The 25812-nt window shown below is 53.4% G+C and carries 26 protein-coding genes and 1 pseudogene; 16 read left to right on the top strand and 11 right to left on the bottom strand.

Annotated features, from left to right (window positions below; genetic code table 11):
• The 4 genes from H6F43_RS12905 to uraD form a co-directional block, all read left to right on the top strand.
• A partial coding sequence (locus tag H6F43_RS12905; RefSeq protein ID WP_277879928.1) for a ring-opening amidohydrolase occupies nt 1-141 on the top strand: 141 nt, incomplete at its 5' end.
• Nucleotides 142-242: 101 nt separating this feature from the next.
• A complete protein-coding gene (gene uraH / locus H6F43_RS12910; RefSeq protein WP_190343190.1) occupies nt 243-602 on the top strand; it encodes a hydroxyisourate hydrolase in 360 nt (119 codons plus the stop codon).
• A 25-nt stretch (nt 603-627) separates the two neighbouring features.
• Nucleotides 628-1992 carry an 8-oxoguanine deaminase gene (locus tag H6F43_RS12915; protein ID WP_190343153.1) on the top strand — a complete coding sequence of 455 codons (1365 nt, stop codon included), beginning with the start codon at nt 628-630 and terminating at the stop codon, nt 1990-1992.
• Nucleotides 1989-2486, top strand: a complete 498-nt coding sequence (gene uraD, locus H6F43_RS12920) for a 2-oxo-4-hydroxy-4-carboxy-5-ureidoimidazoline decarboxylase (protein WP_190343154.1) — start codon at nt 1989-1991, stop codon at nt 2484-2486. The genes H6F43_RS12915 and uraD overlap by 4 nt, the downstream gene beginning before the upstream one ends.
• A 206-nt stretch (nt 2487-2692) precedes the next feature.
• Here the strand turns inward: uraD and H6F43_RS12925 are convergent, their stop codons facing one another.
• The 6 genes from H6F43_RS12925 to H6F43_RS12950 form a co-directional block, all read right to left on the bottom strand.
• Entirely contained in the window at nt 2693-3718 is a 1026-nt protein-coding gene (locus tag H6F43_RS12925; protein ID WP_190343155.1) for a trypsin-like peptidase domain-containing protein, read from the bottom strand.
• A gap of 72 nt (nt 3719-3790) precedes the next feature.
• Entirely contained in the window at nt 3791-4681 is an 891-nt protein-coding gene (locus H6F43_RS12930; RefSeq protein WP_347272412.1) for an alpha/beta fold hydrolase, read from the bottom strand.
• A gap of 208 nt (nt 4682-4889) precedes the next feature.
• The gene (locus tag H6F43_RS12935; RefSeq protein WP_190343156.1) at nt 4890-5630 is read right to left on the bottom strand and encodes a hypothetical protein; all 741 of its coding nucleotides are present in this window, start codon (nt 5628-5630) and stop codon (nt 4890-4892) included.
• Nucleotides 5631-5862: 232 nt separating this feature from the next.
• Nucleotides 5863-6324 carry a D-aminoacyl-tRNA deacylase gene (dtd, locus tag H6F43_RS12940; RefSeq protein WP_190343157.1) on the bottom strand — a complete coding sequence of 154 codons (462 nt, stop codon included), beginning with the start codon at nt 6322-6324 and terminating at the stop codon, nt 5863-5865.
• Nucleotides 6325-6334: 10 nt separating this feature from the next.
• Complete coding sequence (locus tag H6F43_RS12945; protein WP_190343158.1) at nt 6335-6616, bottom strand: (2Fe-2S) ferredoxin domain-containing protein; 282 nt, start codon at nt 6614-6616, stop codon at nt 6335-6337.
• Between the two features lie 38 nt (nt 6617-6654).
• Nucleotides 6655-7800, bottom strand: a complete 1146-nt coding sequence (locus tag H6F43_RS12950) for a GTP-binding protein (RefSeq protein ID WP_190343159.1) — start codon at nt 7798-7800, stop codon at nt 6655-6657.
• A gap of 214 nt (nt 7801-8014) precedes the next feature.
• Here H6F43_RS12950 and cysS point away from each other — a divergent pair, with 214 nt between their 5' ends.
• Complete coding sequence (cysS, locus tag H6F43_RS12955) at nt 8015-9466, top strand: cysteine--tRNA ligase (RefSeq protein ID WP_190343160.1); 1452 nt, start codon at nt 8015-8017, stop codon at nt 9464-9466.
• A 30-nt stretch (nt 9467-9496) separates the two neighbouring features.
• Here the strand turns inward: cysS and H6F43_RS12960 are convergent, their stop codons facing one another.
• Together H6F43_RS12960 and H6F43_RS12965 are read right to left on the bottom strand one after the other, a co-directional pair.
• Nucleotides 9497-11392, bottom strand: a complete 1896-nt coding sequence (locus H6F43_RS12960) for an ATP-binding protein (RefSeq protein ID WP_190343161.1) — start codon at nt 11390-11392, stop codon at nt 9497-9499.
• Between the two features lie 176 nt (nt 11393-11568).
• A pseudogene (locus H6F43_RS12965) lies at nt 11569-11943 on the bottom strand (response regulator); the annotation flags it as partial.
• 311 nt (nt 11944-12254) lie between these two features.
• Between H6F43_RS12965 and H6F43_RS12970 the strand changes: the two are divergent.
• From H6F43_RS12970 to ctpC, 5 genes are all read left to right on the top strand, one after another.
• On the top strand, nt 12255-12392 hold the full coding sequence (locus H6F43_RS12970) for a hypothetical protein (RefSeq protein ID WP_190343163.1): 138 nt from the start codon (nt 12255-12257) through the stop codon (nt 12390-12392).
• 149 nt (nt 12393-12541) lie between these two features.
• Nucleotides 12542-12760 carry a hypothetical protein gene (locus tag H6F43_RS12975; protein ID WP_190343164.1) on the top strand — a complete coding sequence of 73 codons (219 nt, stop codon included), beginning with the start codon at nt 12542-12544 and terminating at the stop codon, nt 12758-12760.
• 220 nt (nt 12761-12980) lie between these two features.
• Nucleotides 12981-13247, top strand: coding sequence for an RNA-binding protein (locus tag H6F43_RS12980; RefSeq protein WP_190343165.1), 267 nt, complete (start codon nt 12981-12983; stop codon nt 13245-13247).
• Between the two features lie 109 nt (nt 13248-13356).
• On the top strand, nt 13357-14577 hold the full coding sequence (gene ispG, locus H6F43_RS12985) for a (E)-4-hydroxy-3-methylbut-2-enyl-diphosphate synthase (protein WP_190343166.1): 1221 nt from the start codon (nt 13357-13359) through the stop codon (nt 14575-14577).
• 192 nt (nt 14578-14769) lie between these two features.
• Nucleotides 14770-16065 (top strand): carboxyl-terminal processing protease CtpC, encoded by a 1296-nt coding sequence (ctpC, locus tag H6F43_RS12990; protein WP_190343167.1) that lies wholly within the window; start codon nt 14770-14772, stop codon nt 16063-16065.
• Nucleotides 16066-16154: 89 nt separating this feature from the next.
• Here ctpC and H6F43_RS12995 read toward each other — a convergent pair whose 3' ends face one another.
• Together H6F43_RS12995 and H6F43_RS22265 are read right to left on the bottom strand one after the other, a co-directional pair.
• Nucleotides 16155-16352, bottom strand: a complete 198-nt coding sequence (locus H6F43_RS12995; RefSeq protein WP_190343168.1) for a DDE transposase family protein — start codon at nt 16350-16352, stop codon at nt 16155-16157.
• Between the two features lie 103 nt (nt 16353-16455).
• Nucleotides 16456-16767 carry a hypothetical protein gene (locus H6F43_RS22265; RefSeq protein WP_242025571.1) on the bottom strand — a complete coding sequence of 104 codons (312 nt, stop codon included), beginning with the start codon at nt 16765-16767 and terminating at the stop codon, nt 16456-16458.
• A 58-nt stretch (nt 16768-16825) separates the two neighbouring features.
• On the opposite strand from H6F43_RS22265, the gene H6F43_RS13000 reads away from it, so the two are divergent.
• The 6 genes from H6F43_RS13000 (at nt 16826) to H6F43_RS13025 (ending at nt 24351) form a co-directional block, all read left to right on the top strand.
• A complete protein-coding gene (locus H6F43_RS13000) occupies nt 16826-18046 on the top strand; it encodes a type IV pilus twitching motility protein PilT (protein WP_347272413.1) in 1221 nt (406 codons plus the stop codon).
• Nucleotides 18047-18121: 75 nt separating this feature from the next.
• A complete protein-coding gene (locus H6F43_RS13005) occupies nt 18122-18886 on the top strand; it encodes a circadian clock KaiB family protein (protein WP_190343170.1) in 765 nt (254 codons plus the stop codon).
• Nucleotides 18887-18964: 78 nt separating this feature from the next.
• Entirely contained in the window at nt 18965-20116 is a 1152-nt protein-coding gene (gene cofH / locus H6F43_RS13010) for a 7,8-didemethyl-8-hydroxy-5-deazariboflavin synthase subunit CofH (protein WP_190343171.1), read from the top strand.
• 312 nt (nt 20117-20428) lie between these two features.
• Complete coding sequence (locus H6F43_RS13015; protein WP_190343172.1) at nt 20429-22171, top strand: DUF3352 domain-containing protein; 1743 nt, start codon at nt 20429-20431, stop codon at nt 22169-22171.
• A gap of 863 nt (nt 22172-23034) precedes the next feature.
• Entirely contained in the window at nt 23035-24021 is a 987-nt protein-coding gene (ccsB, locus tag H6F43_RS13020) for a c-type cytochrome biogenesis protein CcsB (RefSeq protein ID WP_190343173.1), read from the top strand.
• 21 nt (nt 24022-24042) lie between these two features.
• Nucleotides 24043-24351 carry an HNH endonuclease gene (locus H6F43_RS13025; RefSeq protein WP_190343174.1) on the top strand — a complete coding sequence of 103 codons (309 nt, stop codon included), beginning with the start codon at nt 24043-24045 and terminating at the stop codon, nt 24349-24351.
• Between the two features lie 32 nt (nt 24352-24383).
• Here the strand turns inward: H6F43_RS13025 and H6F43_RS13030 are convergent, their stop codons facing one another.
• A complete protein-coding gene (locus tag H6F43_RS13030) occupies nt 24384-25634 on the bottom strand; it encodes a glycosyltransferase (protein WP_347272411.1) in 1251 nt (416 codons plus the stop codon).
• Between the last annotated feature and the right edge of the window lie 178 nt (nt 25635-25812).

The following is a 25812-nucleotide window of genomic DNA, read 5'->3' on the forward strand; positions in this document are numbered from 1 at the left end:
CGGGCAGTTGTGGGCGCGGTGGTTGCTTCAGTCGTGCAAGATCCGATGGTGTATGTGTCTGGCGGCAGCGAGCATCAGGGACCTGCGGGTGGCGGACCGATCGCGGTGATTGCGCGTCAGTCAGCATTCGGTACACCCTGAACTTGCGATTGACTAAGAGAATGCGATGATGAAGTGCAACTTTCAGTTGCTCGCCCATGTCCGGCAAACTCATCTCCGGCAAACCTATGTCTGGCAAACTTATGTCTGGCAAACTTACGACGCACGTTCTGGATACGGCTCAGGGTCGCCCTGCTGCCGACTTGACCATTGAACTATGGGCGATCGACCCTGCCTCCGAGCAAAAAACGCTGTTAAAAACCGTGCAAACGAATACCGACGGACGCACAGATGCGCCATTGCTGACGGGTAAACTCCAAATCGGCGTTTACGAACTGGTGTTTGCAGTTGGTGATTACTTTGCTCAGTCATCCCTCAGCACACAAACCCCGCCGTTTCTCGATCGGGTTCCGGTTCGCTTCGGCATCGCGGATGCAGCTACTCACTACCATGTGCCACTGCTGGCGTCGCCGTGGTCCTATAGTACATATCGGGGAAGTTAGTCGTTGCATTCGTCATTCATGCTCTATGCCAACGCTGCTGGTTAAAAACATTCATACGCTAGTGACGATGGACGCCGATCGTCACGAAATCCGACACGGAGCAATCTTCGTGCGAGACAACGTGATTGAGCAAGTAGGAACGACCACAGAACTGCCGCAGACCGCAGATGAAGTGTTGGACTTACGCGATCGCCACGTCGTTCTGCCAGGACTTGTGAACACGCATCATCATTTCTTTCAATGCCTGACGCGAGCAGTTCCAGCGGCACAAAGCTGCGATTTATTTAACTGGCTGAAGACGCTGTATCCGATTTGGTCAAATCTCACCGCCGAAGGCGTCTACATCAGCGCCCAGCTTGCAGCCGCTGAGTTAATGCTGTCCGGCTGCACCACCGCCAGCGACCATCTCTATCTTTTCCCCAACGATTGCACGTTAGATGACGAAATTCGAGCTATTCAGGCGATCGGGCTGCGGTTCCATGCCAGTCGCGGCAGCATGAGCGTTGGTGAAAGCCAAGGTGGACTGCCGCCAGATACGCTGGTGGAGCGAGAGCCAGACATTCTCAACGATTCGCAGCGACTAATCGAGCAGTACCACGATGCCGATCGTTATGCGATGCTGCGAATCACGCTTGCGCCCTGTTCGCCATTCTCGGTGTCGCAAGCCCTAATGCGCGAATCGGCAACCATGGCGCGAACGTATCCGAACGTGCGGCTACACACACATCTGGCAGAGAATAAATCAGACGTCACCTACAGCCTGGAAAAGTTTGGCATGATTCCCGGTGACTATGCGGAATCGGTCGGCTGGCTGGGTGAAGACGTGTGGCATGCTCACTGCGTACAGCTTAGCGAGGCGTCGATCGCCAAGTTTGGCAGAACCGGAACGGGCGTAGCTCATTGCCCCTGTAGTAACATGCGGTTGGCAAGCGGGATTGCGCCCATTCGCACCATGCTGAACCACGGCGTTCCGGTCGGCTTGGGCGTCGATGGCTCTGCCTCAAACGATTCGGGGCATCTGCTTCAGGAAGCCCGCACTGCCTTGCTGTTGGCTCGCGTGCGGAACTGTGATGCGGCAGAAATGACGGCGCGGCAGGCGCTGGAATTGGGAACAATCGGCGGTGCTCGCGTACTAGGGCGCGATGACATCGGAGTTCTAGCTCCTGGCATGTCAGCAGATTTTGTTGTCGTGAATCTGGACCGTCCGCAGTTTGCCGGAGCGATCCACGATGTTGTGGCGGCGCTAATTTTCTGTCAAGTCGATCGCGTCGATTACAGCTTCATCAACGGCAAAAAAGTGGTAGATCAGGGACGCTTGACCACAGTAGAAATGGAGCGGCTGGTCGAACGTGCAAACCAGCTGGCACAAGCATTGGTAGACGGCAAATGACCTACACGATCGCAGACTTAAACCAGCTCAGTCAGGATGCATTTACTGAGGCATTGGGTGCGGTGTTTGAGGACACACCAGCGATTGCTCGACAGGCTTGGCACGATCGTCCGTTTGCAGATGTGATGGAACTGCATCAGGCAATGGTAGCGGTGGTGGACGCAATGAGCCAAGACGAGCAACTGGCGTTGATCCGAGCGCATCCAGACTTGGGCACACGGGCAAAAATGGCACCCGCATCCGTGCAGGAGCAAGCCGGAGCCAGATTAGATCGATTGACTCCAGAGGAATACGATCGCTTTCTATCCCTCAATCAAGCATACAAAGACAGATGCGGCTTTCCATTCATCATCGCTGTTAAAAACCACACGAAAGCCAGCATTTTAGAAGCGTTCGATCGCCGCTTGCAGAACTCCCTCGACGCCGAACGACAGCAGGCGATCGACGAAATCGCTCACATTGCCCACTTCCGCCTGTTGGATTTAGTGAGGTGATCAACGCAGGACTTTTAACCAAAACCTCGGAGGTTTAAGCCACCAGGTGGGTTACGATGCCTGATGCTTGATTAAAACCTCCGAGGTTTGCCTAATACCAATTCGGAATTCGGAATTGTAAACGCTCGATCTCGTCAACGTTTCAGTCGTTTGATCGGTAGCTGGAATTAGAGAATTGGTATAAGTCCTAAATCTCACCTTTGCAATTACGCGGCTTTGGTGGAAGGGACGATCGCGATCGTTCGCCGATCGGAGCCGCGCAGAACACTCAATTCTGACGGCACGCCGACGCGCTCTCCGGTCAGGTACTTGTGCAAATCGTCAATGCTGCCGATCGTCTGCCCGTTAAAGCCAATGATGACATCCCCTTCGATCAGTCCAGCGCGACGAGCCGGACTCTCCGGCTCCAGCGATACTACCAGCACGCCACTTTCGGCTTCCAAGTTGTGGAAGCGCACCAGTCGTCGATGCAGCGGCACCGTTTGTCCCGCCACCCCAATGTAGCCACGGGTAATTTCGCCATTTTGGATTAGCGCGGCTGCCACAAGTTTGGCAGTGTTGATCGCGGTAGCAAAGCAAATGCCCTGAGCAGGCAGAATCACCGCTGTATTAACGCCAATCACCTCGCCGCGAGAATTCACCAGCGGTCCACCCGAGTTACCTGGATTCAGCGCTGCGTCGGTTTGAATCACATTATCGATTAGCCGACCCGACTTAGCCCGCAGCGATCGACCCAAGGCGCTGACCACGCCCGCTGTCACCGTGTACTGGAAGCCGTAGGGATTGCCGATCGCGATCGCCAACTGCCCCACCTTAATCGATTGCGAATCTCCCAGCTTTGCCGGAACAAGATGCGGTGCGTGAATCCGCACTACGGCAAGGTCAGTGTCGGGGTCATCGCCAATCAGTTCTGCGCCATAGTGCTGCCCATCAGGAAGCGTTACTTCAATGCGCGTCGCTCCGTGCACCACGTGGCTATTGGTCAAAATGTAGCCATCGGGCGTAATGACAAAGCCGGACCCATTGCCGCGATTCTCTTGAGGCTGACGCCGATCGCGCCGCTGCGCCGCTTGATACACTTCGATGTTGACCACAGACGGGCTGACTCGCTCGGCTGCTGACGTTACCGCATGGGAATACGCATCGAGAAGTTGGTCATCTGAAGGAGACGGAACCGACGCGAGCGATCGCTCCTCAGATTCAGAGTTAGATACCAGTCGTACCGGAGTCATATCGCTTACCCAAAAGACGTGGATCTTTTGTAGCGAATTTCCCCGATTGCTCGATGGCGAGAAATCCGTACCCTACACGGGAAGCTGCGACAGCCAATCCAGCATCAGCGGGTTCACCACCTCTGGTCGATCGTCGTGGGGACAGTGCCCCGTGTCAGGAATCGCCACAAACTTCAGTGGATGAGTCTCCGCATGGTTTCGGTACAGTTTCGCTGCCGAAATTGGCGTCCACGGGTCTGCTTCACCCCACATCACCAGCAGCGGCACATTCACTTTAGGTAGCAGTTCCGCTGGAGTCGGACCGGGAGGAGCCGTCAGCACCGAAGCAAACACCTTTTGCGCGCCTTCATCACACGAAGGCGCGTACAGCATATCCACGAGTTCATCGGTGACCGCCTCGCGATTGCGGTAGACCTGACTCAGCGATCGACGAATCCGCTCCTTCTTACGAACCTGGTTAAACACCAGTGGACCGAAGCGCGGCGATCGAACAAGATTGGTGAACGTCGCCATAATCAACCGCAGCGGCGGAGCTAGCTCATCAGGGCGATGGTTCATGCCGCCCGCACAATTGAGCAGAATGCCGCCTCGCGCCAGTTCGGGATGGTTCGCCAGCAGCATCAAACACAGCAAGCCACCGATCGAGTTGCCGACAAACACCGTTGGCTGATTGATGTGTGCGGCGCAAAAATCCTTCAGCAGTTCTTGCCACACGTCCAGCGTGTAGTCGATCGCGGGCTTATCGGAACCGCCGAAGCCCAGCAGATCGATCGCGTAGACGCGGTAGCCACCCGCTGCTAGGGCTGGAATGTTTTTGCGCCAATGCCCCAGCGAGGCTCCAAAGCCGTGAACCAGCAGCAGCGACGGACCGTCGCCCATAACGGTGTACTGGATGTTGTAGTTCTGCCAGGTCCAGAGGTGTTTTTCTAGCGGAGTTGCTGTTGTAAGTTGCTGTACCACAATCTTTATGAAGAATCTTAAACACTTTTATCCTAGCGGTTCTAGCAACCGAAGCGCACATTTGCTTACTCGACTTCCGAATAAAAGCATCAAAGGCTGTGTGACCAGTGATGGTTAAGGCGATCAGTAGAACTGCTTCTTGCACTTAGTCATTATTATGCTGCAACTAACAGTAGCCTCAATCTCCACAACAACGACTTACTTTGTCAATTCAATCTGCTTTAACAGAGTTGCTGGATGGCGTGAACCAAGATAAAGCAAGACCTTCAGCAACTAACTTCTCTTCGTTCAGAATTCGCTCGAATGGAACATGACCTGCTACTTTCTCGCGTTCCCAAAATTGAGTCGCATATCGATGAGCAAACGCTTCCTTTTCTTGATCGGGCTTGCTCCAATACAAATCATTATTCTCATCGTCTTGCACACTTTCCAAATAATCAACGTAATGTCCAACTTCGTGTGGCAGCGTTCGGTATAACTGGGTACTACGATTTGATTCTAAACTTGTGTGAACTGCATAATATCGACGCTCAGAAACAACTCGATGACCGTCCTGTGCAAGACGCTCTAGCTCTTGAATCTCATCAGGGGTCAAAGACTTACTCCACCGCTGAACTGTTTCAACCGGTTGTGCTTCGAGATGAATCGCGACTCCAGTATATTGATGAATTTCCGACCAGTATTGTAGTCGCCCCCAAACTGGGCTCAGAAGACGCTCTTTACGCTTGGGCTGACGCAGCACAACTAAACTAATTGATTCCACATCTTTTGAGGGAAGTAAACTTAGAACTTGCACGATGTCATCAGGCGTACAAGCATGTAGAAAACCTGGTTGAACTGGCTCAACTAGAATCGTAATTTCGCGCTCGCCAACGCGCCGAACGATCGCAACAAAATCTTTTAGTTTTTCATAGAAGAGCGGCACACCTGCCCAAGATTCAGAAATTTGCATCCGGTTATTTTGACCATATCCTGACTTTGAGGTGCCAATATTTTTATTTCTACGTCGGGCATCCCAACCAGGTCTTCGCATTTTGGTAAGAACTAAGTGTTACATCTGAACAAGTAATCTTTATGTGCTTGTTTCCAAGACAACTTAAGCAGTACAATAATGGACTAAACAGAATTCCCTGAATATATTCATTTATCTTTGTCATCTACAGCAGATAGTCAAACAACTCAAATTAGATGTTGTCCTGTCCGGCTTCCCGCTCTAAAAGTAGTGTTACGGGTCCATCGTTTTTGATCGTCACCTGCATCATTGCCCCAAATTTCCCAGTTTCTACCCGCAAGCCGCTGGCTCGCAGTAGCGCGACGAAGCGATCGTACAGCGCCTCAGCCTTGGACGGTGTAGCCGCGCGATCGAACGACGGTCGCCGACCTTTGCGACCATCGCCATACAGCGTAAACTGGCTCACCACCAGCAGTTCACCGCTGATCTCCTGCACAGATCGATCGAATCGTCCATGTTCACCGTCAGGAAACAGCCGCAGATCCAGGCACTTCCGCGCCATCCACTCCAGTTCAGCATCCGTATCCGTATCGGCAATACCCACCAGCAGGTTTAGCCCCCGTCCAATCCGCCCAATCACCTGTCCGTCCACGCTGACATGAGAAGCCGTAACGCGCTGAATCACAACTCGCATGACGATCGCCCTAGAGGTAATTGGGATGCAAACGAGGATGAAGCAGCCGATCGACGACCTCCCCATGCTGGAGATGCCGTTGAACAATCTCTGGCACATCGTCCGGCTTGACTCGGCAATACCAGATTTCATCCGGCAGCACTCGCACCGTTGGACCCATATTGCACTGTCCCTGACAGCCGCAGTCAACAACCGTCGCGATCGCCTCCGCTTGCTGCTGAAAGGCTTGCAGCACCTCAGCAGAGCCGTTGGCAAGGCAATTCGTGTACTGACAGACAAGAACTTGTCTCATGGATGTTGAATTATGAATTGCAAATTACGAATTCATAATTATTTACCAAAGCCTCGCCCACGACTGGTAGCTGGCAGCGTAAAACAGTTCTCCACCTGCGATCGCAGCGCTTCGTGGTCTAAGTTCTGTCCAATCAGCACCAGTTGATTCTTTGGCGTGCTGGTCCATTCGCTATCGTCCAGCGAGAAGCGCTTGCCGCTGAGGTGGAAGATGTGCCGCTTAGGACTTTCACTGAACCAGAGAATGCCTTTAGCGCGGAAAACGTTCTCCGGTAGCTGATTGTCGAGAAAGTACTGAAACTTCTTGATATCAAATGGCTTGTCGCTCTGGATTGAGACGGAGGTAAAGCCGTCATTCTCTAAGTGGTTCGAGTGGTGATGGTGGTGCTCATGGTCGCAGTGCCCGTGGTCGTGGTCGCAAGCAGAGTGGTCGTGGTGGTCGTGCGCGTGGTCATGCGCCTCATCATGCGCGTGGTCGTGATGATCGTGCGCGTGGTCGTGAGAATGCTCAGGCTCAGCGGCGTCAAAGTATTTATCCGACTCAAACAGCCCAACGCTAAGAATCACGGGCAGCGGAACTTGACCTTTAACAGATCGCAGAATCCGTGCTCCTTGCTTAATCTCGCGAATTCGAATCTCTAGCGCATCCAGATCGCCTTCGTCCACCAAATCGGCTTTGTTCAGCAGAATAATGTCACCGTAGGCAATCTGGCTGTAAGCAGCTTCGCTGTTGAACAAGTCCAGACTAAAGTTCTCGGCGTCCACAACCGTCACGATCGAATCCAGCCGCGTCATGTCGCGCAGCTCCGTGCCCAAAAACGTCAGCGCGACGGGCAGCGGATCGGCAAGTCCGGTGGTCTCGACAATTAGGTAGTCAATGTTGTCCTGCCGCTCCATGACCTTGTAGACCGCTTCAACCAAATCGTTATTGATGGTGCAGCAGATGCAGCCGTTGCTGAGTTCCACCATGCTGTTGTCGGCGTCAGTCTTCACGATCAACTCGTTGTCGATGCCAATTTCACCGAATTCGTTGACGAGCACCGCCGTCTTCAGTCCTTGCTGGTTCGTCAGAATGTAGTTCAACAGCGTTGTCTTACCGCTGCCCAAAAAGCCCGTAATGATGGTGACAGGCAAGCCGTGTTTGGAAGCGTCCATAGCCGATTCAGAAGTCGCGGCAGATTGCATAAGACAGTCCGAAATGTAAATGGGCAGAGATGTGTCTATTAATAGCTTAGCCGATCGCCCCCCAAGCGCCTGTCATCGCTTTCGACAAGCGAAAGTTTGCGGGGGGAAAACTGGCGCGATCGCCAGCCTCTACAGCTCAACATCATAAAACTAGTTAACAATGGAGTGGTAGGCTGGGCGCTGTCCGCCATTTGTCGTTCATTTCTCGCATCCCATGAGCTTAGTCATCCACAACACCCTCACGCGCAGCAAAGAGCCATTTGAGCCGCTCACACCGGGCAAGGTGCTGATGTACTGCTGCGGCGTCACGGTATATGACTACTGCCACCTGGGTCACGCCCGATCGTACATCGTGTGGGACACCATTCGTCGCTACCTGACGTGGCGCGGCTATGACGTGCGCTACGTCCAAAACTTCACCGACATCGACGACAAAATTCTCAACCGCGCCAAAAAAGAAGGCTCCTCAATGGCAGCCGTAGCAGAGAAGTACACGCAGACGTACTTCGAGGACATGCAGCGCCTCAACATTCTGGAAGCCGATGCCTATCCGCGTGCCACTCGCACGATCGACGGCATCCAAACGCTGATTCAGCAACTGCAGGAAAAAGGCTTTGCCTACCCGGCTGACGGCGATGTCTACTACGCCGTTCGGTGCAACTGCGGCTACGGCAAGCTTTCTGGTCGCACGCTCGACGACATGAAGGCAGGAGCCAGCGGGCGCGTAGACGACGGCGCTCCCAAAAAGAAAGACCCCTTTGACTTTGCCCTCTGGAAAGCGGCGCGACCCGGAGAGCCGTTTTGGGAGTCGCCGTGGGGCAATGGGCGTCCGGGCTGGCACATCGAGTGCTCCGCAATGGTGCGAGAGCACTTGGGCGAGTCGATCGACCTCCACGTGGGCGGCTCGGATCTGGTGTTTCCGCACCACGAAAACGAGATTGCTCAGTCTGAAGTCGTGACAGGTCAGCCGCTTGCTCGCTACTGGATGCACAACGGCATGGTAAACGTGGGCGGCGAGAAGATGTCCAAATCCTTGGGCAACTTCACCACGATTCGCGGACTGCTGGACTCGCCCAACGCGCCCGAACCGATGGCAGTGCGGCTGTTTGTGCTACAAGCCCACTACCGCAAGCCGATCGACTTCACCGATGACGCCATGATCGCCGCCCAAAATAGCTGGAATACGCTGAAAGAAGGGCTGCTGTTTGGCTACGAGTACGGATCGCAGCTAGGTTGGGACGATCGCACCCAAGCGGCTCCACAGTTGACTTCCTTTACAGAGCAGTTCCAAACCGCAATGGACGATGACTTCAACACGCCCGTTGCGCTTGCAGTCCTGTTCGATTTAGCCAAGCAGCTTCAGCGGGAAGGCAATCTCTTTGTGCATCAGGGCAAAACCGAAACGGAGGCAGAAACGCTGCATCAGCAGTGGCAGACGCTCGTCTCACTGGCGCAGGTGCTAGGACTGGAGGCAGCGCCAGCTGAAAACACCTCCGAGGCAGACGGACCAAGTGACGCCGAGATCGACGCTCTTGTCGAGCAGCGATCGCAGGCGAAGCAGGCGAAAAACTTCGCTGAAGCCGATCACATCCGCAGCAAACTCCAAGCTCAAGGCATCACGCTGATCGACCAACCCGGCGGGATCACTCGCTGGCACCGCAGTTAGCGGTTCCCTAGTGGCGATTAGCCTCTCGATTTAGCGAGAAATTTGGACGGTGAACGTCGTCCAGCTTTGGCTGCTGTTGACGTCGATCGTTCCCCCGATTTGTTCCACGAGCTTCTGCACGAGGGCAAGCCCCAAACCGGTTCCTCCCTGCTTCCAGGGATCAGCATTGGGAACACGATAAAACTTCTCGAAAATTCGCGGTAGCTCGCTAGCAGGAATTTCTGCTTGATTGCGGATGGTGAAGACGATCGCAGCCACTGCTTTTGAGCCTGCCTCTGCTACCTTGGTCGCCGCTTCAACCTTAAGGCTAACGGTTCCCTTAGCAGGAGTATATTTGCAGGCATTGTTGAGCAACTCTACTAGAACTCGCTCTAAGCTGCTGTGATTCACCATCAGATAAGGCAGGTCTGAAGACACGTCTATTTGCAGGAGTTGCTGCCGTTCTTGAGTTCGCACTTGAAACGGTTCCACAATGTGGGGTATCCATTCAGTCAGATCGATCGCTGTGACCAGAACTGACGCTTGCGACTCGGTTTCTAACCGCTGCAAGTCCAGCAGATCGCTAATCAAATCGGCTTCTCGTATACACTCTGCCTCTAGAATCTCTCGATAGCGCTGAAACTTCTCTGGCAGAGGCGCAAGTTTAAGCATTTGGAGCGCCATTCGCATGTTTGTGATCGGCGTGCGGAGTTCATGCGATACCGTGCTGAGGAAATCATCTTTCAATTGGTTCAGGCGCTCTAGCTCAATCACCAACTGTTCTTGTTCGGCTTGTCGCTGCCGTGCGGTTTCGGATTGCTGCCGTGCGATCGCCCCCGAAATTACAGCTGCGACAGATTGTAGGAAATGAACATCATCGCGAGTAAATACTCGCTGCCGAGTTGTGTAAGCGCCCAAAACGCCAAAGGGCTGTGTTTCACCCGCAATCACAACGCTGATGACGCTGATGACGCCATGCTTTACCAGTAAGGGAGGCTTAGTGAAGCGCGTTTCGCTAGAAAGATCATTTACAACAACAGGGCTGCTGCACTGTAGAGCATACCCTGCAGGTGAATCTGCTCCGTCAATGGTCGCTTGCCCAACAGTGCCTTGCTGCCAACCAACTCCCGCACGCAGCAGCAGCGCATCGCCTTCTGGCAGTAACTCTAAAACGTTGGCGTATTCCACATCCAAGCTGTCAGCCACCCGAACGACCGCTTCATGTAGCAGCGGCAGGCTCAGCCCCGTGAGCGCCTGCTCACCCAATTCTGCAACAGCGGCTTGCTGGTGAGCACGAGATTGCAACGCAGCTTCCGCTTGCTTGCGTTTGTCTATCTCGCGCCAAATCAACACACTGGAAGCCAAAATCAGAGCCGCGGCAATACTGCTGCTTAAAACAGTCAGCAGAGTGAGGGTTTGAGCGTGAGTTTGTTCCTGCTGCAACTGCTTCCGCAGTCGTTGGTTTTCCTCAAGCTCAACGTTTTGGCTGAGGCGGTGAATGGAATCCATGCCGGGCTGTTCTTGCTCCGTTTGCACCACGCGCCGGACTAAAGCAAACTTGGCGGGTTGGAGATCGATCGAATCGATCGAGTGCTGGAGTTCTACTAGGTGCGTCTTCTCAGAGCTCATGACGCTCATACGGTGCGGCTGAGAATGTGCCAGCTCTACAGTCCGTTCAACGGCGCTTTGGTAGGACGACAAGTACTGCCGTGCTGTAAGTGGATAGTCGCGCTGTGCGGTCTCGGCATCCGTAATCTGCGCAATCAGACGCTGATCTGTGGCTAACACCGGGTAAATGTTCGTCACGCGCTGATTCAGCTTCCCGAGTTGCAGAAAACTGGCGTAGGAGATGCTGCCGATACTCACCAGCAGGATGAGCACGAAGCGGAAGCCCCCAATTGTTCCTTCTAGGAGTCCACTCCGGGCGAAAAGTCCTTGCAGGTGCATGAAGGCTCCCCAATGATGATCAACGTTTCCTCAGTAGCAGCAAGCCAAAAGCCTTAGAGCGTTGAGCGTCAGCAATCCATGCTTTGAATCGGCACAATGCGCACAATGGAATAACACCATTGGCGCATGACGCGTGATCCTGGAGCAATTGGCTAGCGTTGGGTACTGAGATCGCGTTTGAGCCGCAAAAATGCCTTTACTCGCGCCAACAGTTCATCTAGATTAATAGGCTTGTAGATGAAGTCATTGGCTCCCACATTTAGCCCCTCAGCAGCACTTACATGGTTGTGTGCTGTGAGCAGCAAAATTGGAATAAAGGGGATTTGGCGGTTTTGTCGAATTCTACGAGTCACCTCGTAACCGTTCACTCCTGGCATCATGACATCAAGCAGGATTAGATCTGGTGGCGCAAGTTTCACTTTTTCGAGTGCTTGCGTCCCGCTCTCAGCTGTTTCAACGCAATATCCTTCAGCTTCTAAAATGGCTTGAACTAGAAATAAATTATCAGCTAAGTCATCAACTACTAAAATGCGGGAACCTTTGAAACACACAGCAATGTCCTACTTTTTTGCAATTTCTAAAGAAATTGGCGGAATTAGGTAACGTAACCAGCTTAACGCTAATTTTTCTGCGAGCGCTTAATATATAACCTTGGATAGGGGTTATAGCGCTGACCATTGCTTCGCCAAATGGTACTTATAGGGTTCCCAATTCAATCAGGTATATCTACAGAACCTGCCCCCTTTTTGCAAGGAAAGGGAAACTTTGGCTCTCTCTTTATGCCAGAGAGGAGTCAAGTGTCCCTCGGCGGAGCGAGAACGCTGCTATGTAGCAGCAGTATAGATTTATAGCAGCGTTCTGAGTGGCGTACTTTTCATCGGGGCGATCGCCCTACTGCCAAGAACGCAGCTTGAAGTTACAGAAGCTGATAGCGTTGCCATGCAGCGTTCAGTTCTGGTTCACCACAGAACTTGTGATCAATCCCAAGCAGTATCGCTGACTACTCCGCGAGCCGCGACCAAGCGCGCCATCAACTTCCGTACAGCCATCCGACTAATACTCTGTTTTGACCGAAGCGACCGATAAGCCCTATCACCCCCTCAGCTCTCGCGCTACAATCGCGGCATTGACGCTTGCAGCCGTATAACTATGTTTCTTGATGAACTGATGCCTCTTGTACGGGAATTATCCCAACAGCCGATCGCATTTTTTGGTGGGTTCTTTTCGGGCGTTTTTCGGCTGAATTTAGCCGATGATCCAGTAAAAAGCTGGTTAGACCAGCAAACAGGAGTCGTAGCGTCTCCATCCGCCACCACAGAAGTCCACAATGGCAATGGCGGAGGTCCGCAGTCGATCTCGATCGATTAGTGCCGCTTAGTATGTGACATGCGCGACTTTCTTGAGTAGGGAGAATATGGTATTACCGACCCGTAGGGTTTATTACGATCGCGGGTCGGATCAATTTATTTGTGATCGCAACCATCCGTACAGTGTAAAAAGTAAGCTGCCGTCGTTCTGCGACGGTGGTTTTTGCTTGCTTACTCCTACGATTTAACCCTGGCTTCTCTGTTCCAATTACCGATTTCTCATGACTATTTACGTTGGAAATTTATCCTACCAGGCAACCGTCGAAGACTTGACCGAAGTGTTCGCTGAGTACGGCACAGTAAAGCGCGTTTCCCTGCCGACCGATCGCGAAACGGGTCGAATGCGTGGCTTCGCGTTTGTAGAGATGGCAGAAGACGCTCAGGAAGACGCGGCGATCGCAGAATTAGACGGTGCTGAGTGGATGGGTCGCCAGCTAAAAGTCAATAAGGCGAAGCCCCGCGAATCCGGCGGTGACTTTCGTCGCTAGGAACTTTTACCTCGTCTTACCGCAAAGGTGCGGCTTCTATGGCAATCTAAAGCTAATAGCTATTCGCTAATAGCTATTAGCTTTTACTGCTGTAGAAACTTTACGGTGTATGCAAACTCTGCCCAGTCCTCTTGCTTCGGCACCTTCTCCCACGGCGGTTGATACGTCGATTCAGCGCCGCAAAACCCGTCCCGTCCCCGTTGGCAGCATTACGATCGGTGGCAGCCATCCAGTGGCAGTGCAGTCGATGATCAATGAAGACACGCTGGATATTGACGGTTCGGTTGCAGCAATCCGTCGCCTGCACGAAATTGGCTGCGAGATCGTCCGTGTTACCGTGCCCAGCATGGCGCACGCCAAGGCAATGGAGGAGATTCGTCGCAAGCTGATTCAAACCTATCAGCCCGTGCCGCTAGTAGCAGACGTACACCACAACGGCATGAAGATTGCCTTAGAAGTTGCAAATTACGTCGATAACGTGCGGATCAATCCGGGTTTGTACGTGTTCGAGAAGCCCCGCACCGATCGCACCGAGTACGCCCAAGCCGAATTTGACGAAATCGGTGAAAAAATTCGCGAAACGCTGGAGCCGCTAGTCATCTCGTTGCGCGATCAAAACAAATCGATGCGAATTGGAGTAAATCACGGTTCTCTAGCAGAGCGGATGCTGTTCACCTATGGCGACACGCCAGAAGGCATGGTGGAGTCAGCGTTAGAGTTCATCCGAATTTGCGAATCCCTCGACTTCTACAACATTGAAATTTCGCTCAAAGCCTCCAGAGTTCCCGTGATGATTGCGGCGAATCGCCTGATGGTGCAGCGAATGGATCAACTGGGCATGGACTACCCGCTCCACTTAGGTGTTACCGAAGCAGGCGACGGCGAGTACGGTCGCATCAAGTCTACAGCCGGAATTGGAACGCTGCTCGCAGAAGGCATCGGCGACACGATTCGCGTCTCCCTTACCGAAGCCCCTGAAAAAGAAATCCCAGTGTGCTACGGCATCCTGCAAGCCTTGGGTCTCCGCCGCACAATGGTTGAGTACGTCGCCTGTCCATCGTGCGGACGTACGCTGTTTAACCTGGAAGAAGTGCTCCACAAAGTCCGAGCAGCGACCAGTCACCTGACCGGGTTGAACATTGCGGTAATGGGCTGCATTGTTAATGGTCCGGGCGAAATGGCGGATGCAGACTACGGCTATGTGGGTAAGCAAGCAGGTTACATTTCGCTATATCGCGGTCGTGAAGAAATCAAAAAAGTTCCGGAAGCGGAGGGTGTTGCGGAGCTAATTAACTTAATCAAGGCAGACGATCGCTGGATTGATCTATAAGTTAGAACTGATGAATTGTGGATTGCGAGTTTTGAATTAACGAGTGCAGTTGTACAACTGATTACTGACAAATTCACAATTCATAAGTTTTGCTACAGCAGAACTATAAAGCCTGTTCGTAGATCACTGATTGAACGCGATCGCTGTGCTAGATTGAGCATAATCTTTTTGCAGTCTCTCACGCTCAGAACTATGGCAATTGCGAATCGTGGGCTTCTTTTAGGTGCAACGGCTGTTGCTATAACGGCTCTAACGGTAACCGGAGCCGGACTCCGTTTGTCTGAAGGGCAAGCCTTTTTTCGCGATAGCCCAAAGGAGTTAGTTGATGAGGTTTGGCAAATCATCGATCGCACCTACGTCGATGGCACCTTTAATAAAGTGGACTGGAAAGGTGTTCGCAACCAATATCTCAATCGCTCTTACACCAACAAAGAAGAGGCATACAAAGCCATCCGCGAAATGCTGGAGAAGCTCGGTGATCCCTACACGCGCTTCATGGACCCGCAGCAGTTCAAAAACATGCAGATTGACACCTCTGGTGAGCTGTTTGGCGTTGGGATTCAGCTAGCAGCGGATGAAAAGACCAAAAAGCTGACGGTGATCGCACCGATCGAAGATTCTCCTGCCTTCGCTGCGGGCGTCTTATCGAAGGACATCATCACCAAGATCGACGGCAAGAGCACTGAAGGGATGGATGTCAACAAAGCCGTAACCTTGATTCGTGGTCCCGCAGGCACCGAAGTCACCCTGACGATTCTGCGTGGCAGCAACGAAGCAGACTACAAGCTGAAGCGGGCGCGGATCGAAATTCATCCGGTAAAATCGGCATTGCAGACTGGCACAACCGGTAAAATCGGCTACATTCGTCTGATTCAGTTCAGCGCCAACGCACCCGCAGAAATGCGGCAGGCGATCGAAAAGCTGGAAAAGCAGCAGGTAACTGGCTACATTCTGGATCTGCGCTCGAATCCCGGTGGATTGCTCTACACCAGCGTAGACATCGCTCGCATGTGGATCAAGGAGGGTGCGATCGTCTCAACCGTGGATCGTCAGGGTGAGCAGGACCGGGAGCGGGCAAATCAGCGATCGATGACCGACAAGCCGCTGGTAGTGCTGGTGGATGGTGGGTCGGCGAGCGCCAGCGAAATTCTGTCCGGTGCTCTACAAGACAACAAGCGTGCTGTGATCGTCGGCAGTAAAACGTTCGGTAAGGGTCTGGTTCAATCGGTGCGTGGTCTGGGCGACGGGTCTGGGCTGGCCGTTACGATTGCCAAATACCTCACCCCAAACGGTCGCGACATTAACAAGCACGGCATTGACCCGGATGTCGAAATTAAGCTATCCGACGAGCAGCGCCGCGCCCTTAGCAGCGAGCGTGACAAAATCGGTACGCCTGCTGACCCGCAGTATGCCAAAGCATTAGAAGTTTTGACGCAGCAAATTCGGGCAGCACAACCTCAGGCACCCCAGGCGCAGAAGAAATCTTGAATCGCTAGCTGTTTGTGATTAGTCATTCGTTCTTAGTTATCGAGCACACAGCTCTATCTAAGAGCTAAGACTGATCACAACTCTCTTGCTCAAGCAGGTCTGCATTTACCAGCGCGAATTAGACCAACTCGGCGAGCGATCGCTTCTGACTGGGATGTAAAGGGACCCCACTGTTCGCGATCGCCAGCGTTTGTGGATGCTTGGCTAAGCATCACCTCACTTTCGGGCAGGATGGCACACTGACCATTCTCCTGCCTCACCACGTACCAAGAAGCGTCTGCTGTCATGAGTCTTACAAAGGGTGCGTAATTAGGAGGTCTGCCAATGAAGTTAACCTCTAGCAGACATTCTGATAGTACACGGTTGGTTTTGGGAAAACTGCTTCTAGATTCAATGTTGATTGCCACGAGCAGCGCCCGCAGGGGAACCGCCCAACTGGCACGAATGCAACTGAATCTTTCCGGATAGTTGAACGGTTTGGCAGTCGTTATTTTCAGTGGCGCAATCGTTCCAGCCCTTCCAATCGTCCTTTTTTTGCCGCTCGGAGCTTGTGTAGAGAAGTAGCGTTATGACAGAACCCCAGCGTCCGCTTAGTTCGCCGCCACCGCCGCCTCGGATTCCGCCCGTTCCACCACCGCCTGCACCCAGAATGGCGAGCAATGGAGCGACGGTCGCGGCAACCCAGCAAATGACCGCGCCCATGTCTACAACTGCTCTACCAACGATGGTGGCGTCGTCTGCAGCAGCAATGCCAGCGGTTATGTCTGACCACACCATTCCCGTTGGGCAAACCCCCACGGTTGCAGCACCGCCTGCGGGGTCTGCGAATGGGCACCGTTCTATTCCGCCGTCTGCACCTGCAAATGGGCACCGTCCGGCTCCGCCACCTGCCATGCCGGTAGCTCGCAAGCCAACTAATGGCTCACCAACGCTAGCAGAAATTGTGCGAACAGCCTATGATAAGGGCTTCTCGGATGTGCATGCGGGCGTAGGTGAGATTCCGCGCTTCCGCAACCGGGGAGAAATTGACACGACGGATTGGCCCGTCACGGATCGCGACACCTTCTTTAGCTGGCTTCAGGAGATCCTCACAGATGAAGAGATCCGTCACTTCGAGGAGCATCTAGACTTTGACGGCGCAACCCAATACGAGTTCGCCCGCGTCCGAATCAACATTTTCGACTCGCTGCACGGACCCGCGATGGTGCTGCGACTAATTCCGCTCAAGATTCTCACGATCGAGCAGCTAAATCTGCCGCCTGTTTTCAAAGACATTTGCCATTACCACAAAGGCTTAATTCTAATTACAGGTCCAACCGGATCGGGTAAATCCACTACGTTGGCAGCCATGATTGACTACATCAACAAGGAGATGCCAAAGAATATTATTACGATCGAGGACCCGATCGAATTCGTGCATCGCAGCCAGAAAGCACTGATCAAGCACCGGGAAGTAGGAATGCACACCCTCAAGTTTGACAATGCCCTGAAAGCAGCGCTGCGGGAAGATCCAGATATCATTCTGGTGGGTGAAATGCGGGACAAGGAAACAGTCAATACTGCCCTAAAAGCGGCGCAAACTGGACACTTGGTCATGGGCACGCTGCACACGAACAGCGCCGTCAAGACGATCGAGCGGATTTTACAACTTTACGAACCTGATCAGCAGGCTCCAATTCGGGTGTCGCTAGCGGAGTCGCTTGTCGCCGTAGTTGCTCAAGGCTTGTGTCGGACCACTGATGGCAAACGTGCTGCATTCCACGACATCCTGATCAACACAGATGCGATCAGAGATTACATCCGCCGAGGAGAAATCGAGGAAATCGAGCAAATTATTCCCCGCTGCACCTTTGATGGTATGTGCACGATGAATCAGTCACTCTACAAACTGTACGAAGCGGGACGCATCACCGAGGAAACCGCACTGGAAATGTCGCCGAAGCCAAACGAAATGGCGCAAGCGCTTAGAGGGCGGGTGTAGGATGTTGCTAAGTTTACCTGAGCGGGCGATCGCTCGTTCAGGAGCTGCCCCTGCACATCCATCGGTGCCCCACTATTGAAGCCCAACTCTAGCCCTCCCGTTCTATTCAAGGGAATTGCGCTATTTACGCCGGGGGGGGATTTAGTCTACTGCATTGACCCGAACAAGCAAACTCGCTGGCACTTGCATCTGTGCGCTGCGCTGCAAGAACTACTGGGATTGCCAGAGCCGCCTCATTTTTTGGTGCCTTGCTATACCGCAACGGTCGATCGCTGGCGTGATTCCCACACGCAGGTGATTCAAACAGCAGCCGAGGCAGCTCCTACAGTTCTCAGATATCAGCCACTCCTAAACGTCATCTTCGAGACAGAGAATTTGATGTGGCAGCCTGCGTTGGTGCCAGAGGGGGTATGCGACGCGATCGTGCTGGCAACGTACCGTCAGCAGTTTCCACAGCTTTGGGAAGCGCACGATCTGGTTGTGCGGTATGAACAGGCAGTGTCCTATACCCATACCGGCCTGGATGTCGTTGCCGAATCTGTAGATGCTCCCATCACTGACCAAAGCGAAGGCTACGTTTTGAGACTATTTGTATCGGGGCACAGTTTAGCAACGGAGCGGACACTGCAAACGCTACACCAGTTTTTAGACCAAGCTCTGGGGCAGCCCTACACCTTGAAGGTAATTGATGTGCTGCAACATCCGGAGCAGGCAGAACGCGACCAGATTTCAGCCACCCCTACGCTGGTGCGTGTCCACCCGCGTCCGATGCGTCGGATTGTTGGAACGTTGCATACGCTCGATCAGTTACAGCGGCTGCTGGGACTACCAGAGAGCTAAAACTAAACCATACACCCAAGGCTGTACTCTCCAAGGAAGCGTTACGCTTAAGAATGTATGCCTACCTAAGCTGCTGTAATGCTTGACACGGTTGACGCTATCCTTAGTCGCGCCCTCAACAATCATGATCTGACCCCGGAAGAAGGCGTTGTGTTGCTGACGGCACGATCGCCCGACGCGATCGCTCAAATTCGCCGCACGGCTGATGTTCTGCGGCAGCAGCAAGTCGGTGACACCGTTACTTACGTGATCAACCGCAACATCAACTTCACGAATATTTGTGAGCAGCACTGTAGCTTCTGCGCGTTTCGTCGGGATGAGGGTGAAGACGGCGCGTACTGGCTCGATTTAGAACAAATTTTGCAGAAGGCAACAGATGCTGCCCAGCGCGGCGCTACCGAAATTTGTATGCAGGGCGGCTTAAATCCCAAAGCAAAGCGGAATGGCACCTCCCTTGCCTACTATGTGCGCATTATTGAAGCTATTCCCCAAGCCTTTCCTGATCTGCATCTGCACGCATTTTCGCCACAAGAAGTGCAGTTCATTGCTCGAGAAGACGGACTGCGGTATGCGGATGTGATTGTGGCTCTGCGCGATGCGGGTGTCGGGTCGCTGCCAGGAACAGCAGCAGAGGTGCTGGATGACGACGTGCGGCGCGTGCTGTGCCCAGAAAAGATTGATACAGCAACCTGGCTAGAAATTCTTAGGACGGCTCATCAGCAGGGGATGCCGACCACAAGCACGATGCTTTCAGGACACATCGAAACGCCCATGCAGCAGATGCGGCATTTGCAGCACCTGCGATCGCTCCAGCAGTCGGCTTTGGAGCGGGGTGATCGAGGCATTACCGAGTTTATTCTGCTGCCCTTCGTGGGACAGGAAGCACCAAAGCCGCTGCGACGTCGGGTGGGTCGAGATCAGCCGGTGCTGACCGATGCCTTGCTGCTGACAGCCGTTGCTCGAATCTTTCTGGGACGCTGGATTCCGAATCACCAGCCTAGTTGGGTAAAGCTGGGACTGGCGGGCGCGATCGAGGCTCTGTCGTGGGGCTGTAACGACATCGGCGGCACACTGATGGAAGAGCACATCACAACAATGGCGGGCGCACAGGGTGGCACCTGTATGGAGGTGGAGACGCTGCAAGGGGCGATCGCGACATTAGGGCGTCCTTACCAGCAGCGAGATACGCTGTACCAGCCTGTTAGAAGCCCAGAAGTGCAGGCCGCATAGTGTTACATGGTTTTTGCAGGTGAGTAGTACAGCTTCGATTGATCCAGTTATTTCAAAAGGTTCTGAACGCTACATGGGCTTTGTGGAAAAGCTTTCTGGTACAAATTCTCAGGTAGGGACGCCGTGAAGAACGACGAGTTGAGCTTGCGGGAGCTATGTTCGCGAGATCTGTCAGGATCTTCAAGTTCCAGAGCCGTAAGCGTTCTGCCGCTTTTCCAAAGAGATCACGACATTCTTCACCTGTTGCACCTCAGGTTTGTTAGAGTGTCTAGGTCATTACTCATACTGTTGAGTTAGGAAAGCCCTCTTCCCATGATTGACAAGAAAAAGAAGCCGTCTCTCCTGCTGACGCTTGGAACTGTAGTGTTGTTGGTGGGTGGTGGTGGCGTAGCCTATTGGTTGCTGACTCAGCGGGGTGGCGGACCCGGAGAGCTACCTGTGGGTGCAGAAGCCATTCCTCAGGACGCGCTGATGGCAGTGTCAGTTTCGACTGATGAAGGGCAGTGGAGAAAACTGCGAGAGTTTGGCACACAGCAGAGTCAGGCAGCGTTTGACCAAAATTTGGCGCAGTTGCGCGATCGTATTCTCACAGCAAACGGCTTCGACTACGACAGGGACATCAAGCCCTGGGTGGGCAAAGAAGTCACCGTAGCATTTCTATCGCCGCAGACTGGGCAAGCTCCGACCTCTCCTCAGCAGCAGGCGACGGTTGCCGTTCTGCCGATCCGAGACGCCCTACGAGCAAAGCAGATTTTAGACAAGCCGCGATCGCCCGCTGCAGGTAAGCTGACAAATCGCGTGTATAAAGGCTTTCAGATTCAAGAGACCCAGGGCGGACCCTCACAGAACTACTCCGCGACGGTGCTGGATGGCAAGCTGCTGCTGGTAACAACTGACCCAAAGGCAACCGATCGCGCGATCGATACTTACAAAGGCGGGGCTGCTCTCAGCGCGACTCCGGGCTACACTCAGGCACTGGGGAAAGTCTCGGCAGTGCAGTCTTTCGGTAAGGTCTATGTCAACCTGCCCGCTGCCGCTGCCGTAACTGCCAATTCAGGGCGATCGGCGTCGCCGCAAAGTTTGGCGCAGGTGCAGCAGCTTCAGGGCTTGGCGGCAACGATGAGTCTAGAATCTGAGGGCGTTCGATTCAAGAGTGTATCGTGGCTGAAGCCGGATAGCCAGCGCAAGTACGACGTAAAAAATACGGCACGGCGAATGCCCGATCGCCTGCCTGCCGACACGCTAGTCATGACATCCGGCGGCAATCTGAAGAAATTCTGGGAGGATTACAGCCAGGGTGCATCAACTAGCCCTGTTGCCCCCGTCAATCCTGAGGCACTGCGAAACGGTGTGAGATCTACGGTTGGTCTGGACTTAGACAAGGACTTGCTGCCCTGGATGGAGGGTGAATTTTCGTTGGCGTTGGTGGCTGCACCGGAAGGTGGGTCGCCCAACTTACCGTTTGGGCTGCTGTTTATGGTGCAGTCGAACGATCGCCGGACTGCTGATGCAAGCCTCAAGCAGCTCGACGATGCGATGGCAAGCAGGTACAAATTTAAGGTCGAGGAATCGAAGATCGGCAACCAGTCAGTGACAAACTGGTCGCTACCGGTCGGTGGTCCAACGATTACTCGTGGCTGGTTAGATGGCGATGTCGCGTTTCTGTCGCTGGGTGCGCCGATCGCCAGCACGATCGTGCCGAAGCCCCAAGCATCGCTCTTAGATAGTGAGCCGTTCAAGAAAACCGTGCCCACTGAGCTGCAACCGAACAACGGGCACTTTTTCTTCAATGTAGACCGCGCCATTAATACCAAGGGTCTGCCGCTGTTTCAACTGCCACCGGGAAATCGGGAGATTTTTGCGGCGATGAAATCGATCGGCGTCACGGCAGCAATCAGTGATGAACGCAGCACGCGCTATGACGTATTTGTTGCCCTGCAAAAGAACGGCAATCCCGCGCCGCTGCCTAGCCCAACAATTCCACCCACCACAGGCACCTCCAGTGGGTCGCCCAATCCTGCCTTGGGCATTCCTGCTCCGGTTCCGTCGCCTTAGACAAGTAAGCTGCTGAAATTGAAGGGGCTGGGATAATTCTAGTGATAACGATCGCTGTATTGAGATCGTTACCACTTTCATTGCGTTTCGTCATAGCCACGGACTCAATGACAAGCGCTAGACGTGTGCTGGAACAATCCTGGAAGCAGGTGAAGGCAATGATTCCTACTAAATATAAGAGTAAGCTTTCACACTCGATGTCCTATCCCATTCGCGCTGGAATATTGTCAGAGTCATTAGCAGATACACCGCAGTTTGATAAACTTAGCGTTGCCTTCTATGATTCCTGTCAAGATTCGCGTAAGCTCAAGAATCCTACGAAAATTTTGAGCGTTGGTTATTCTTATCTACAAGCTAGCTTGACTAGCTCGAATCGAGCAATTGAGTACGGTTGGTTCAAGCCAGAATGGTCAATTACGGTTTATCCAGTACCTAGAATTTGCGTAGATTTGGTCAGGAATCAGTTAGTAGAAACAGGCTTGGTCAGGATGAATCAATGGTTGCATCAACATAAAACTGCTACTGGAAAAATTGGTCACTGTTGGCTGCACTGTTTCTATGATCTAGAAACCCATATGCTCAGTTTTAGCGAGGATGACAGCCTCCCAGGATGACATAAGATTGTGTTTTAGTCCGACCAGCTCAGTAATTGCAGCACACCACTCCGTTAAGGCAGTTGAGATTAAGCGTTTAGTGGTAATTCTGAAGCGACTTGCTACTGCTTAAGTGTGCTGCCCTGCCTACTGCTGGACAATCGACGACATTCCCCAAACCGCTACCGCTTGACTGCACCAACGGAGTGAAGCGTCGTAGGATAGAACTAGAGCATTGCGCTGCTTCGCACTGTCAGGAGAGACATAGAGATGGATTTAGTTAAGCTTCAAGGGCTTCTAGATAACGCGGCGTTTGCCGTCTTGTTGGTCACAATGCTGGTGTATTGGGTAGGGGTAGCGTTTCCGCGCGTGCCTTTCCTGGCAAATTTGGGGACGACAGGCATGGCGATCGCCAATCTCTGCATCGCTGCCCTACTAAGCGCTCGCTGGCTAGAAGCGGGCTACTTTCCGTTAAGCAATCTTTACGAGTCGCTGTTTTTCCTGACCTGGGGCATTACGGCAATCCACTTTGTTGCCGAAACCATGAGCCGCAGTCGCCTAGTGGGTGCAGCGACGGCTCCGATCGCGATGTCGATCGTGGCATTTGCTACCCTGACGCTACCTGATGATATGCAAGCTTCGGCTCCTCTGGTGCCTGCCCTAAAGTCGAATTGGCTAATGATGCACGTTAGCGTCATGATGCTGAGCTACGCGACGCTGATGGTGGGAGCGCTACTGGCGATCGCGTTTTTGGTCGTCACCCGTGGGCAATCTGTGGAGTTGCGAGGTAGCTCCGTTGGGACAGGAGCCTATCGCGATCGCAGCTACACCCTCCACGCAACCAGCGAGATTCCAGCCGCGTCGGCGAATGGTAACAGTGCTACGGCTGTCCTCACCGCTCCCGCAGTGACGCCGCTGCCTCTGTCTCCCCAGCGCCTCAGCCTAGCCGATACCCTCGACAACATCAGCTACCGCATCATTGGTTTGGGCTTTCCCCTGCTGACGATCGGCATCATTGCTGGAGCCGTCTGGGCAAACGAAGCCTGGGGTTCCTACTGGAGTTGGGACCCGAAGGAAACTTGGGCACTGATTACGTGGCTTGTGTTTGCCGCGTATCTGCACGCCCGCATTACTAAAGGTTGGCAGGGTCGTCGCCCAGCGATTCTTGCGGCAACTGGGTTTGTCGTTGTTTGGGTCTGCTATCTCGGCGTGAATCTCCTAGGAAAAGGACTACACAGCTACGGTTGGTTCCTTTAGTTTCAATCGTTAAAAGTCACGATGTCCAATCGCTGGGCGATACCTGGAAGGGTTTGCGAACTGTGTGAGCGCGATGTTGCTGCCTTAACTGAGCATCACCTCACTCCCCGTCAGAAAACCAAGCGCAAGCATCTCGATCCGGGACCGACGATCGCCCTCTGCCCTGCTTGCCATCGTCAAATCCAGGTTCTGTTTGACCACAACCGTCTCGCTCGTGACCTCAACACCGCAGAGGCGCTCAAGCGTGATCCGCAGATGCAAAAATTCCTTGCCTGGGTGAGCAAGCAAGACCCCAACAAGCGAGTGAAGGTCGATCGGAAACTAGCCTAGGAAAGGTTAGGTAATGGGTTCAAACCTGATACCTACTTCACCTCTGTTACGCGCCAGCTCAGCTTCAGATTGATCCAAAAATTCCAAACGGTGACAATCGCGATCGCCAATAGGTTCGCCGCGTAGCGATTGATTCCTAATACATTGAAGAACAGATTCAACAGCAGCACGTTCAGAATCAAGCCCATCAAACAGACCAGATTGAACTTCAGGAATCGCTTCAGACGAGGTGTCCAGCCTCGTTGTCTCCGAGCAACGTCGCCAAACGTCCAGAGGTCGTTCCAGAAAAAGTTGTTGACGATCGCCGTCTCTGCTGCCAAAATCTTGCTGCGCGTCAGCGCCCACCCCAACATTGACGGATCGCTGAGCAGAAATAGCATTGCCATATCGACAACGACACCGCTCAAGCCCACAACCCCGAAGCGGAGAAATCGTCCTGCTGGAAACCGCAAGCGCTGCCGCAGTTTACTGATGCGTCCGCGCGATCGCAGCTTTAGCAAATGCAAAATGTAATCTACATACTGCTTCCAGGTGACTTTGCTTTCGCCTTCTAGACGCTCTTGGAACACATAGCCCACTTCTGCCACATGGCGAATGTCGCCGCGACCCAGCACTTCGATCAATATCTTGTAGCCCATTGGACTCAGTTCACGATCGACGATCGCCCGTCGCCGCACCAAGAAATAGCCGCTCATCGGGTCCGTGACTCGACCCACCACATTGGGCAAAATCATCAATCCCAGCAATTGAGCGCCTCGCGATAGAATCCGTCGCGTAAAGCTCCAATTGCTAACGCCACCGTCCTCTACGTGGCGGCTGGCAACGACCAGATCGGCTCCTTTGTCGATCGCCTCTAGCAGCTTCAGCAGTGTTTCCGGCGGATGCTGTAAGTCGCCATCGATCACACCGAGGATCTGCCCCCGTGCCGCCTGCCAGCCGCGAATCACCGCTGTAGACAGCCCTCGCTCATGCTCCCGTCGCATTACTCGCAATTGGGGAAATTCCGCCGTGAGATCCTGTGCGACTCTCCAGGTTTCGTCCGGGCTGTCGTCATCCACAATAATTAGTTCGTAGTCGCCAGATGTTGCATCGTCCAGCAGAGCACAGAGCGTCCGGACTAGATGCTCCACATTTTCGCTTTCGTTGTAGGTAGGAACAACCAGCGACAAGTGAACAGTCTGCTCCTGCTCTAGCACAGAGCGATGGTAGCCTCTGCCCTCAAGGTTCGAGGAGAGTGGCGATACGGCAAGGGAGCCAGCGGGTGTGGATAACAGGGTATTCACCAATTGACCAGCGTTGGGTAGGGGTTTCTCGATAGCTAGTGTTTCTGCTTCTGAATTTCTGCGCTACGGTCTTAAGGCTAGATTGCGCTAACCAATCATACCGACAGCGCAACCATTCGCCCATCGGGGAGATCGCGTCACTCTGTGAAGCAATTTTAACAATACTATGCTTCGCTCA

This window comes from Leptolyngbya sp. FACHB-36, assembly GCF_014695955.1.
Classification (GTDB): Bacteria; Cyanobacteriota; Cyanobacteriia; order Leptolyngbyales; family Leptolyngbyaceae; genus FACHB-36.

Bases quoted from the DNA above. Each gene is read 5' to 3' on its own strand.
- uraH (WP_190343190.1), top strand. From the start codon at position 243: ATGTCTGGCAAACTTACGACGCACGTTCTGGATACGGCTCAGGGTCGC.
- H6F43_RS12915 (WP_190343153.1), top strand. From the start codon at position 628: ATGCCAACGCTGCTGGTTAAAAACATTCATACGCTAGTGACGATGGAC.
- uraD (WP_190343154.1), top strand. From the start codon at position 1,989: ATGACCTACACGATCGCAGACTTAAACCAGCTCAGTCAGGATGCATTT.
- H6F43_RS12925 (WP_190343155.1), bottom strand. From the start codon at position 3,718: ATGACTCCGGTACGACTGGTATCTAACTCTGAATCTGAGGAGCGATCG.
- H6F43_RS12935 (WP_190343156.1), bottom strand. From the start codon at position 5,630: ATGCAAATTTCTGAATCTTGGGCAGGTGTGCCGCTCTTCTATGAAAAA.
- dtd (WP_190343157.1), bottom strand. From the start codon at position 6,324: ATGCGAGTTGTGATTCAGCGCGTTACGGCTTCTCATGTCAGCGTGGAC.
- H6F43_RS12945 (WP_190343158.1), bottom strand. From the start codon at position 6,616: ATGAGACAAGTTCTTGTCTGTCAGTACACGAATTGCCTTGCCAACGGC.
- H6F43_RS12950 (WP_190343159.1), bottom strand. From the start codon at position 7,800: ATGCAATCTGCCGCGACTTCTGAATCGGCTATGGACGCTTCCAAACAC.
- cysS (WP_190343160.1), top strand. From the start codon at position 8,015: ATGAGCTTAGTCATCCACAACACCCTCACGCGCAGCAAAGAGCCATTT.
- H6F43_RS12960 (WP_190343161.1), bottom strand. From the start codon at position 11,392: ATGCACCTGCAAGGACTTTTCGCCCGGAGTGGACTCCTAGAAGGAACA.
- H6F43_RS12975 (WP_190343164.1), top strand. From the start codon at position 12,542: ATGTTTCTTGATGAACTGATGCCTCTTGTACGGGAATTATCCCAACAG.
- H6F43_RS12980 (WP_190343165.1), top strand. From the start codon at position 12,981: ATGACTATTTACGTTGGAAATTTATCCTACCAGGCAACCGTCGAAGAC.
- ispG (WP_190343166.1), top strand. From the start codon at position 13,357: ATGCAAACTCTGCCCAGTCCTCTTGCTTCGGCACCTTCTCCCACGGCG.
- ctpC (WP_190343167.1), top strand. From the start codon at position 14,770: ATGGCAATTGCGAATCGTGGGCTTCTTTTAGGTGCAACGGCTGTTGCT.
- H6F43_RS12995 (WP_190343168.1), bottom strand. From the start codon at position 16,352: ATGACAGCAGACGCTTCTTGGTACGTGGTGAGGCAGGAGAATGGTCAG.
- H6F43_RS22265 (WP_242025571.1), bottom strand. From the start codon at position 16,767: ATGGGCGCGGTCATTTGCTGGGTTGCCGCGACCGTCGCTCCATTGCTC.
- H6F43_RS13000 (WP_347272413.1), top strand. From the start codon at position 16,826: ATGTCTGACCACACCATTCCCGTTGGGCAAACCCCCACGGTTGCAGCA.
- cofH (WP_190343171.1), top strand. From the start codon at position 18,965: ATGCTTGACACGGTTGACGCTATCCTTAGTCGCGCCCTCAACAATCAT.
- H6F43_RS13015 (WP_190343172.1), top strand. From the start codon at position 20,429: ATGATTGACAAGAAAAAGAAGCCGTCTCTCCTGCTGACGCTTGGAACT.
- ccsB (WP_190343173.1), top strand. From the start codon at position 23,035: ATGGATTTAGTTAAGCTTCAAGGGCTTCTAGATAACGCGGCGTTTGCC.
- H6F43_RS13025 (WP_190343174.1), top strand. From the start codon at position 24,043: ATGTCCAATCGCTGGGCGATACCTGGAAGGGTTTGCGAACTGTGTGAG.